Consider the following 11,587-nt stretch of genomic DNA (forward strand, 5'->3'; position numbering starts at 1 on the left):
ATTCATTAAATACTGATATCAAACCTCAAACCACGAAGAGGCAGCCCCCTGTAGTAAGGTAGACCTATTGCCATAAGTGATGGCAATAGAGATTTAACAATAGCAGTGTTTGATCATGTCAAGTACGCTAACATAAATATTTCTATCCTCTCCAGCCAGAGAGGATACGGGGATTAATGTCGAAAAATTGTGTATTGGCACATAAAAAGCCAGTTCATGACTACTTTTAGTATCAATACCCTGTGGTTAGCTCCAGATGGAGCTAACCATGCTCTGTCCATAACTGATTCAATCAACCGAATATAGATTACGCCGCACCCTCAATCGTTCTAACCCTTTGCTTCTGGGCCTGCTGCTCCAGCTCTTCCCAGCTTAGGCTGGTCATGGTGGAGTTCATGCCCCGGTTGTGGATCAACACCGCTGAACGGGTATGGGAGCGCAGCAGCTTGATCTCTTTATTTGGCGTAATAAACAGTGGATGCAGGCCAAACTCCCGTAGCGCCGCAATAATACGACCGGCGACCGCCTGAGAACTTCTGGAGAAGGCTTCATCCAATACCACGGTGCCAAATAGTGGTGTCGGAGAACCATCAGGACACAGAGCATAGCTTAAGGATGCCGTCAGAATATAACTGGCGATAATCTCTTTCTCACCACCTGAGCCCCCTTGAGAGCCAGTTCTGGACTCAATCGTCTCGCCTGTTTTCCGATCCACCACCGCTACAGAGAACTGCATACGGAAACGAGGGTCAAGCAGGGCCTGGGCACCCTTGGTCTTTTTACGTTCGCTGGCATCGCGTAACTGATCGACTACCGTCTGCAGCGCCTTGTAATGTGTTTCACCGCCATCATCCACTGTGGCCGCATAGCGCAGGTGTTGCTGGGCTTTTCTTAAGGTATTCAGGCTTTCATGCACCACACGTTTCGGTTCCAGACGGATATAGCGTCCGTTCTGATAATCCACCCGGCGCATGGTGTCGTTCAGCTCTTCAATACGGTATTTGATCTTCTCAACTTCATTCTCAATGCTCATCAGCAGTTGGTTGACACCCTGATCAGAGCTTTGGTTGAGGTAGTCAATAAAGCGCGCTTGTTTGGCAGGCAACGCCTCATCATTTAAGATTTTCAGCTGAGCCAGATATTGAGACACATCTTCCAGCTCAGTCCCCGCCTCAGCTAATGCCCCCGTATCCAGTTTACGGGCGTTGGTCATCTGTTTACCCAGATTAAAACGACAGGAGGAGATATATTTGGCACATTCAGCCAATAAACCTTCAAGCTCCCGATTTTCCGCTCTTTCGTAGTTGACCAGATTATCCAGATTCGGAGCTTTAAAGTGGGCATTACCTAATGTGAACGCCTCATCATTCAGGCCCTCACCGATCTCGGTAAAAGCCAACGCTTTTTTAGCCTGAGCATCGCTGACTTCCTTACCCGCAACAACCAGATCCGCATCATAGGCTCTTTGCTGCTCACGCAAACGTTGCAACTCATCTCTGGCCTGCTCCCACTTCTCACCCGCCTGTGAAGCATCAGAGTTCGGGTCCTTAATCGTTTCCAGCTGCTCTTTCAGGCTATTGATGCTGTCCTGCAAACCCGGTGAATCGATATCTTCGTAGTCAATTTCGATAAACTGATCCACTAACTTGCGTTCGCGCTCCAGTTGAGCCAGTTCGGCTTTGCTCTTTTTAACCTGGCTTTCACTGCTTTGATACGCCTCTAAAGCGTTTTGGCGCTCCAGGGCGATCATTGAGACCCGGTCTTTGTTATCGAAACCTGTCATCCAGTTTTGATCGAGACGGCTGCCATCCTGCTTATCAAAATAACCGTTGCGACCCGACATCAAGCCCTGTCGCGTCATGCCCTTGGGTGTATGTTGCAGATCATCCGGGTTATTGACACAGTGACGGTCGATACCAGCAAGCAGATTTTTTACCGCTTCCCGATACGGATGATTTTTAAAGTTCAGTTTGCGGGTAAAGCCATCATTAAAGAAATGGGCGTGAGGATATTCGTTCTCTACCCGCAATAGTTTTACATTGAGTCGGTTATGACGATTATTCACCCACGCCAACGCCTGACGCATGGCATGAACAGGAACCAATAAACGGGTTCTATGGCCGCCAATGGCACGCTCAATCGCACCGCGCCAGCTGCTCTCTTCCGCCTGTACTTCGATCAGTTCCGCAACAAAGGGTAGCATACTGACATCCAGGTCCAGCTCAGCAGCCAGTTCACGCTGGAACTCCAGGTAAGCGCTCGGGATGTTGGATTGGCTGCCAGAGGCTTTTCTCAACTCACCTTCCAGTTCTTCCAGCCGGTCTTTATGGTTGCGACTCTGCGCACCATAACTAAAGACCTCTTCCCGCTTTTCTTCGATATTGACTTCATACTCATCGGAACGGGATGCCGCTTTTAAGCGATTCTGACTAAAGGTTTCGTGGTTAACCTGGGCGTCAAAACCCAGCGCACTGGCTAACTGGATATAACCATCCACCTTTTTGCTAAAACGCGCCAGCTGCATCTCTTTGTCTTTGATCTGCTTCTCAATATTCTCAATAGAGGCACCGCCGCTCTCCATATAGATATCGCGCAGGGTATCGACATTATCTTCCGCCTGTTCGACGATACGCTTGATATGCTGACACTTCTCTTCACAGCTGGCCTGATGCAGCGTCAGTTCACGCTCTTTAGCATCCCAAAGCTGATAGGCATGTGTCGCAAACCAAACCGGCAGTATCTCTTTTAGCTTGTTTAATTCGTCCAGCTTGTCCAGGTACTGATTCAGTTTTTCGTACTCTACAGCAATCGGTTCTAAACTGGCCTGTTGCTGACGGGCGGTTTCCAGCTCCGCATAAATGGTAGCCAGATCATCAAACTCCGCAGCCACTTCAGCGGCACGGCCAAAAGCAGAACAGTCATCCAGCACCAGGTCCCGAAACAGATCATCAATACTGTTGATCTGTTTCAGACCCGCAGCACGGTTTAGCAGCGTGAAAGCGTTATCGCCTACATCAAAAAAACGACGCAGTATAGCCAGGTAGGTATTCTTACTGTCAGTAATACGCAGCCCCGGTGTATCTTTTGCCAACTGCTTCAGAGCACGCATACCGCCCTCTTTCTGCACTTCCAGATAATCATCAATACCGTATTGAGTATTATCGGAGAAAATCCAGGCACGTTTCAGGTCTGATAGTGAATTACTGCTGCTATCTATCCACAGCAAAGCCGAAATTTTGACCAGGCTCCCCTCACCAGAGCCGCTCCCATTCGTAAAACAAGCCTCAATAGCGGTGATTGTCTTCGCAGGACGGGCAATATGATCCGTACCACCACTGGCATTACCGGCACCGGAGACACCCCGTACGTAGGACATCAGATCCCGGTCACTCTCATGACCACCGGTCGATGCCAGATTGTATTTTGGCTTCGGACAGATCAGGGTCATAAAGGCATCCACCAAGGTGGTTTTACCACTACCGGTCGGGCCAATAATCGCGGTTCCGCTAGGATCAATCTCCGCACAATGTCGGCGGTTAAACGGCCCCCAGTTATAGACATTGATCGCTGATAGGGAGTAGGTATCCGGTAACAGATCCTTAAGTTGAACTTCTACTGAATCTGTCATGGATTAACCTCCACTTCTGTCTTTTGTATATCGCTATTAATATCAATGTCGGGATCTGTTATCCCTTGATCCTGAGTTTCGTTATTTGCTGCTACCGGAGATTGCTCTGAGTGAGTCAATTGAGCTTGATCTAAACCGGTTTCTTCCGCTGCTCCCTCTTCAACTGTTTCTACTGGCTCTTCTACCGCTAAACCCGCTTTTTTCTTCATCAAATCTAACAGACGAGACAGGTTTTCCGGGTTCGCCAAGTGGGTAATGATGGGGCGAACCGTGACCTGATTGTATTTATCCACTTCACTAACGACGCCGTGACTTTTCAGCTTTTCCAACAGATTGCGGGTACGTTTCTCTTCCGCGCTGTCACTGCCCATCTCCCCCAGATAGATACGCAAACGGGGGGTTAACTCTTCAACCGGAATAACCGCATTGGTGCTACCGACACCATGCTCCAACTCATGGGCCACATACAGCTCGCGTAAGATCGCCAACAGCAGGGATTGCTCCATATTCAGGCGCTGCTTACGGATCAGTGGGTGGGACCATTCATCATCACCGTCGGTAGCAATACCTTCGGAGACCACAACATAGGCCAAGCCACGGACATCATCGATTCTCAACGTCAGATCAAACGGCTCAAGAATATCCTTGATCGCCTTATGATGAGTGACTGCGGTTTGATACAGCTTAAGCTTGGACTCCGCATCCAGCAGGCCATAGCGCAGCAGCTCCTGGCTGACCTCTTTAATATCACGGGCGGTATATTGAACAGCAACTGAGCTGGAACCCGGTGCAGCCGCTGTTGGTAAAGCGGTAGCCTGAAGCTCTTCATCCTGAGAATCTTCGCCTTGAATCGTCTCTCTTTGAGCATCTTGGCTTTGGGTTTCTTCAGCAGGAGAGGCCGTTATGTGGGAGTCAACAACCACAGATTCACTTGGGATGGCATCGTTATCCTGGTGGCTATCAGCCATCTCTTTTGGCTCTGTGAGCCGATCAAATACACTGCTCATCCTTCAAGATCCTCAATATTGACATGTTGTATCGCTGCGGCACTAAACATCACTTTTGGCACGCTGTACTTAAAATATTTGCCATCACCGGCAGCCATATTAAATGACTCACGCTCTTCCGGGATCGGCACTCCAGCTTCTCTCGCCACACTGATCCAAAGTGCAATCGCTTCAAGGTCATGTTCGGGAGAGAAATGCTCGGCCAGCGCCGATATCGGCACCGCACTGGACTGAGCATTGAGATAGGTTTTGGTGTCATCCAGTAACCCCTGACGATCCAGACTATCAAAGGAGGACCAGAAGTCCGGGTCCAGATCATCCAGATTGGCGTACTGGTCACTCAGATCCAGCTCGTGAACCTCTTCATCTTCAAGCTCTTTGATTCGGATACGCTCGATCACCGGCAGGTTGGAAACGGACACCCCCACCGGCGGAATAGGACTGTCGGCGCGACGCTCAGCCTGACTGGACCAATCGATATCCACTGCCACACTGAGAATCTCCTGCAGTAGCTGCCCCACTCGATGATGCTCTGCTGCCAAGCCTGCCACCAGAAAGCCTTTTACATCGCGCTCACTGCGGGCACGGGCCTTAATCACCGCTTCAGATTCGTCAACCAGCTGGGTTTTCAGCCAGCGCAGTTCCTGCTGTTGATGGGGTTCCAGCGCGGTACGGGCTTCGGGGTGGCTCAGAATGGTCTTCAACCGCTCGCTCATATCCTCCAGCTCAATGGTCCGATTCAGCTGTTGATGGAAGTTATGAAAAACACGGCCTTCGGGGGTATCCAGCAACTGATCATGACTGTCCAACAGCTTATCGACGATATCACCCCGATTTTTACGTTCACTGATAATGGATTCACGCAGTTTACGGTCCGCTTCACGGTAGGAATCTTCCACCCGACGGAAATCCGACTTCAGGCTAATGGCCAGGTGATAGATATCGCGGATACTCTCAACCGCTTCTTCCCCTTCCAGCACATCGAAGTGACCGGCTTTGACCGCTTCCAGCTCATCTTCAAGTTCGCGGATCTTGCGCTCAATATGACGCACCCGGCTTTCAGAGTTAGGGTTGAGATAGGCATCCACGTTTTCAATTTCGCGCTGTACCGTAGACAAACGGGATGCTGTTGACGTCATCAACTGATTACTCAGGCCATCAACAAAATCAAACGCTTTCTGTAACGCATCAGTGGCAATAACGCGACCTTCCCGCTCAACCACCAGACCTTTGCGAATCCACTGACGCAGCTCTTTATTGGCTTCCGAGGTATAATCACTGCCTTCTATCTCAAAATCACTGGCATGAGACTGAGCCTGCAGCACATCCGATAAGGTGGCAATGGCAAACTCCAGCTCTATGCCATCATGGCGCTCTTCAAACAGCCCTTGCAGGGCACTTAATACGCTAGGGGCAGTATTGGAGGCCAGCAACTGCCAGGCAGGATGCTCTCTCCTCAGGCTGATATAGCCCTGCATTCTCCGCTTATTATCAGATTCCAAAACCACCTCACCGAAAAACTTTTACAATGATGTCCATTAAACAACAAAGATGTCATACATGGACATATATACAGCTAACAATATTAGATGGCTATTAATATTTCATCAACGGACGAAATGCAACTTAATCTACCTCCCGTAAGGGATAAATTCATTAAATAACATTATGATACGCGAGCAAGAGCCTGTCCGTTGATAGAAAATCAGCTGTTTCAGCGGCACTTTCACGCACGTCCAATCTTCTTGTTTGATCATATCGATCAGGCTTGATGTGAAGGATAGGGTTAAGCGGGACGACAGCAGTGCCAGCCTCATTAGAGCGGATTAAGTGCAGCCAAGCTCTGCTGTCTGATTTATCAGCTGCACCTAATCCTTCGAGGTTTATCACGGTTGTGTCGAAGTATAATGCCGGTTGTTGCCTTCTTCCCTGATGACAGCATCATTCAGGTATGAAAAAGTACTTCTTCTGCTACAACTCTCAAACTGGAATCCACACCTAACGTCTAGGAGCCGAAAAATTACGTTTAATGGCCTGTCAGTGCTAGTGTTTCGGTGTTTAGATCCCTGACAAACCTTTCAAAAGTGATGGTAACCAGCATACCAACCAGGCTTGTAATGACATGTAATGACGCGTAATAGAATTTTCGGGCAGTATATAGAGAATCGGGTGTTTAGCTATCAAAAATAGATAATTCTCTTTTATTTCAGTATACAACATACCTCAATACTTAGATGATCAGAGTCAGGTTTGGGCCAGGTTATATGCTGCAATGATGGATCACTTTAATTCACAGCAATCCAAAAGGATTTATATATGCCTGTTCCAGAACTAACAATGAAAAACATTGAAGACTCAGTTGTTATCAAACTATATGAGCAACTCAACCGCCTGTTCGGCCAGGGTAGCCAGGTATTCTCCATGGAATACCCTCCCCGTAGCCTCAATGCCCGCGACTATGCCTACACGATAGAAGACCATACTGGCGTATTATTCAAACCCCAAACAGTGGCAGAAGCTGAATTTAATTTATCAGATAATATTATCGACCTGGCACCTATCGTTCAGGGCTCTACCGGTGAACGTGTTTCAAATCTATATAAATCCGTCCTGAATAACTACATCCCCCGGCTGCATTACGCCGCACGACTGGCCGAAGAGAAAGGGAAGCTTAAAGGCTGGCTTCTAAAACCAATTAAAGGCACAGTACTTGATTACGATGAAGCCAGTGACACCTTTGTTCAAACTGACTTTGATGGCACTCGCATGGAGTACTCAGCCAGACTTTATCGTACATATCTGTACAAACGGCAAGCCTTTAATGAACAGGTCAACGAAAAGAAAAAAGACGCTAGGCAAGCAGATAATTCCAGAGACGCAGGCGTTGATTTTGCTGATTGGCTTTCAACCGTTGCCGCTACGAAAGAGGAAATCTTAAGCACGTTTTACAATGATGCTGTCGTTAGGGGTAACCTTCATGAGGTTAATTCGGCTATCAGCTTCCTGGATATCCCCAGTCTTGGTCAACGTTTAAACGAGATCAAGAGAGATTTACGCTCCAACGTTAAACGCTCCGTTATTGGTGGAGGTGATGTATATACGGTAAATTTCTCCCCATCTAACTGGTTCGAATCCCTAACCATGTCACCATCGCCTATTGATGTTGTGACCAACGCAAGCTATAGGGAAAACCTGATTTTATCAAAAGGAAATGAGCTGAATAATGCACGACAACAGCTGAGCTCACTGCAAAACCTGAGCATTAGTGAGGAAAAACAAGCGAGTCTTGAGCAGGAAATCAAAAGCCTGAACAAGGAAATTGATAGTGCTTACATTGAGGTTAGAAAGCTCTTTCAGGAGAGGCTTGTTACAGCTGTTCAGTTTGCACAAGAAGCGTTGTCGAAAACAGCTGAATTTGCAATGGCAGCCTACACAGGTGGCTCTTCAGCAGCCTTTACTTCACAAGTCAGCAAACTGGCACAGAAAAAAGCCCGAACGACTGATACACAAGAGATTAGTCATATTGAGAAAATCAGCGAACAAACCAAAGGGGCATTAGAAACCTTTGTTAAGCTTGATCGGGCCCGTCAGGAGTCCGTTGAGTTAAAGTCTAAACTCGCTATGGCTAAAAGCTCTGATTACACCGCTCAAATCAAAATGCTGCAACACCAGATTAATCAACTCACAGAAGAGCTCAAGGTACTTGAAAGTGAAGATGCGCTCTACCCCTCTTCTCTGGAGCAACTAAAAAGCGATGTATATTATGCAGCCCAGGAACGGTCTGCCGGTGAAGATGGCACCAATGATGAAATTTTAAAAGAGATCAAATCACTAAGAGAGCTCGATCAAAACAGAGAAGCAGCCATTGATACCAGCTCTACTGGTTACAAGGACCTGCTCACTAAGAAAATAAAAAGTGAACAGGATAAATGGCTTACTCAGGCAAAAAGCGATATATCAGACTTAGGAACGTGCTTAATAAATTCAACATCATTCGAATATCCAATAGATAATGACGCTTCAGCAAATATCGAAAAAAATAAAGACTCAGAAAGTGCCTGGAAAAAATATATCAACGATGATATAAACACAAAAAGCAATAAAACCAGCAATCAAAAAATATCAGAAGACAGTATATACGAAATCTATACAAAGATAGAAGAAACCATTAAAAACATCGGTCAGGACGATTTAAAACAAGAACTTGAAAAAATCAAAGTAGACGTATCTATCTTAGAAGAAGTCAACTTCACCAGTATCGCCAAAGACAGTAATTTAAATAAAGATCAAATCGAAAAAAGCTTAAACTCCATTATTAAAGATGGAGTTAACCAAGAGGAAATCAATAAAGCAGGCAACGTAAAAAACAGTCTGGAAGAAAGCAGGAAAGGTATTGAGCAACGCGCTCAAAACCAATTAGAATCCGACATGATGGCCAAAAAAGAGCATGAGATGACATCAAAGGTTATCTCGCTGGCTAAACGGTTAGGTGTGGGTAAGCCATCTGAGGAAAAAGATGATTATTACCAGACAATCATAGTTGAGATTGATTGTGAAAATTCCAGTCATATTATGAGGCAGGGATCACAAGCAAGCTCAGGTGGTAAAAGCCACGATTATTGGTTCTCATCGGGAAGTTCTTCTTATAATCAGTCCAGTGCTTCCACAAGCTCAACGGTTAAAAACAAACAAATGAAGATCACACTAAAACTTCGGGCAACCAAAGTAAACATTGAGCGCGGAGGCTGGTTTGGTGTTGATATTCTGAGACTGACAGAGGGCATGTTCCACGTCGATCCTAATCTAAAATCAGCGACCGGCGATGAATACAGTAATTTTTTAAAACATGGAAAAGTAGTCTCCACAGGCAAGTTTACTCACTACCCGACCAGCTTCCTGATTGTCAAAGATGTTGAGATTATAAAATCCAGCTCTGAAGCATTTAAAACAGATAAACAATCATCATCATCATCCAATTCATCTTCAAGAAGAGATCATTGGTTCTCATCAAAACATAACGAGTCATCACAACAATCACGCCATGAAGAAGGTGAGGGTGATAGCAAGCGATATTTTGAAACTATTTCCCTGCCAAACCCAATGATCATTGGCTGGTTTCAGCAAGTTGTGCCTAAAGATGAATCCCTGGAATATGCTAAGACTCAAGAGAAGAAAGAAGAGTTTTCCGAGACTATTAATCAATTCCTGAGCAGCATCGTGTATAACTAAACACGCTACAAACCAGCCCTATCGTTGATAGGGCTGGCACACAGAACATTTATTAACCTATTTTCAAGATTTCAACTGCAGCACCGGACACAAGGCGAAGTATAGGCTTTACTCAAACGCCCTTTCCGAGAGAGAGTCGCATCCAACGGCCGGATCACTGCAGACTACGAATCGCCTTGCTTTACTAAAACAACCTGCTTGCCATTATGCATTTCAATGGAAAAAGATACGCTGGAAGAAGCAACCATTGTTTCCTGCAACCACTTTTTGGCATCGTTCAATGTCACTTCTGAGCCATTAGGCAATAGAATGTCAGTGACTTTTTGCTCATCGACTAAGAAATTCAGATCGAACCATGCATCAACCCATGCATCTGCGTTGTCTTCAATACTCATACTACTTTTCACTTAACACTTGCCAACAGAGACCGAGATCAGCAAGGCCTAACCCCCTAAGGAACAGCTGCTTAACCACGTTAACTGCCGACGACTTGAATGATTCTGGGTTATCACTATCAACCCATGTTTGATCCGGTAATGTAACATCTATAAGGCATATCTTCACCAGCGGGTTATGGGAATATCTGGCAAATATATTGCTTACCCCTTGATTCTCAAGGATTATTCTATGGCTGTCCTGTGTTTCTGTGTTTACTTTTTCATGCTGATCACTGCTCAACAGCTGACCTGTAAATTCTGAGTATACCCGATGCCACTCTTGTAGATCTTTGACATGTTCAAGCAAACAAAGCCTTAAACTGATTCCCCGAAGAGATCCAAGCCGAGCCCTTATCTCTGGCAAATGTCTTCAACCGCTCAAAATGCCCCATCGCCCGACTACGTCGCAAACCTTCAGGCTGCATCGCTCTCAGCCAGGCATTCTGATCAATATGAAGCCGTTGCAGTATCGGCGGCAAATGCGCAGGAATATGACCCCGTTTATCCTCACGACAGCAGCGCCCTGTCCAATCTAGCAACTCAAGATAATCCGCATAATCAAAAGCAATCGAGCAATGACTGTCTTTTTGTCTGACTGAAAACGGCTTTAAACGGGGTGTTGTTGATGCCGTTGAATCAGTCGCATTTTTTTGCTGCTCAGCGTACTCACTGATCCGTTGCTGAATCGAAGTGAAATCAGACTGTTCCGGGCAATCGGCTATAGCCGCACGAACTGGGTTGAGATCCACATAAGCCATACAGGTCAGCAAACCCTGCTCATCCAGCAACGCCTGACTTTTAAAACGGCCCTCCCAGAAACGCCCGCTGCAACCATCCTCTTCATTGGCTTTACGAGCGATATACTCATTCAGACAACGCATAAACCAGCTGATATCTGCCAACCGCTCCCGCCACTTTTCGACAATCTCATGCACCTTATCCACTTCAGCCTGACAACTGCACTCTGACGTGGTCAAGCAAATACTACCAGTCCAGTTAAGCGACTTCCTGTAGTCGATAAAATTCCCGTTCACAGTCATTAGGGCTCATATAACCCAGATATGAGTGAAGTCGCTTTTCGTTGTAATACATTACGATATACTCCCGTATATCCGCTATGGCTTCTTGCCGGGTTTGATAATGACACCACTGTACCCGCTCCTGCTTCAATGTGCCGAAGAAACTCTCAGCAACAGCATTATCCCAGCAGTTCCCCTTACGACTCATACTGCCTGTAAAACCATTCTTATCTATCAGCCTTCGGTACGCATGACTGGCATACTGTG

At 46.5% G+C, this 11,587-nt stretch carries 7 protein-coding genes; 1 reads left to right on the top strand and 6 read right to left on the bottom strand.

Annotation, left to right across the window (positions count from 1 at the left end; translation table 11 throughout):
- Window positions 1-307: 307 nt before the first annotated feature.
- From H579_RS0116835 to H579_RS0116845, 3 genes are read right to left on the bottom strand one after another with little or no spacing between them, the layout of a single operon-like run.
- A complete protein-coding gene (locus H579_RS0116835) occupies window positions 308-3,628 on the bottom strand; it encodes an ATP-binding protein (protein ID WP_051227754.1) in 3,321 nt (1,106 codons plus the stop codon).
- Window positions 3,625-4,635, bottom strand: coding sequence for a DUF4194 domain-containing protein (locus H579_RS26135; RefSeq protein WP_051227756.1), 1,011 nt, complete (start codon window positions 4,633-4,635; stop codon window positions 3,625-3,627). The genes H579_RS0116835 and H579_RS26135 overlap by 4 nt, the downstream gene beginning before the upstream one ends.
- Complete coding sequence (locus tag H579_RS0116845) at window positions 4,632-6,137, bottom strand: DUF3375 domain-containing protein (protein ID WP_028301664.1); 1,506 nt, start codon at window positions 6,135-6,137, stop codon at window positions 4,632-4,634. Before H579_RS0116845 ends, H579_RS26135 begins: the two co-directional genes overlap by 4 nt.
- Window positions 6,138-6,951: 814 nt before the next feature.
- Here H579_RS0116845 and H579_RS0116850 point away from each other — a divergent pair.
- Window positions 6,952-9,864 (top strand): coiled-coil domain-containing protein, encoded by a 2,913-nt coding sequence (locus H579_RS0116850; RefSeq protein WP_028301665.1) that lies wholly within the window; start codon window positions 6,952-6,954, stop codon window positions 9,862-9,864.
- A 164-nt stretch (window positions 9,865-10,028) separates the two neighbouring features.
- On the opposite strand, the gene H579_RS0116855 is transcribed toward H579_RS0116850, so the two are convergent.
- From H579_RS0116855 to H579_RS0116870, 3 genes are all read right to left on the bottom strand, one after another.
- Window positions 10,029-10,259 carry a hypothetical protein gene (locus tag H579_RS0116855; protein WP_028301666.1) on the bottom strand — a complete coding sequence of 77 codons (231 nt, stop codon included), beginning with the start codon at window positions 10,257-10,259 and terminating at the stop codon, window positions 10,029-10,031.
- A 341-nt stretch (window positions 10,260-10,600) separates the two neighbouring features.
- Window positions 10,601-11,278, bottom strand: coding sequence for a hypothetical protein (locus H579_RS29495; RefSeq protein WP_051227758.1), 678 nt, complete (start codon window positions 11,276-11,278; stop codon window positions 10,601-10,603).
- A gap of 19 nt (window positions 11,279-11,297) precedes the next feature.
- Window positions 11,298-11,587: IS3 family transposase (locus H579_RS0116870; RefSeq protein ID WP_028300530.1), on the bottom strand; the 290-nt coding region annotated here is incomplete at its 5' end.

Origin of the sequence: Oceanospirillum beijerinckii DSM 7166, from assembly GCF_000422425.1 — a bacterium.
Classification (GTDB): Bacteria; Pseudomonadota; Gammaproteobacteria; order Pseudomonadales; family Halomonadaceae; genus Oceanospirillum; species Oceanospirillum beijerinckii.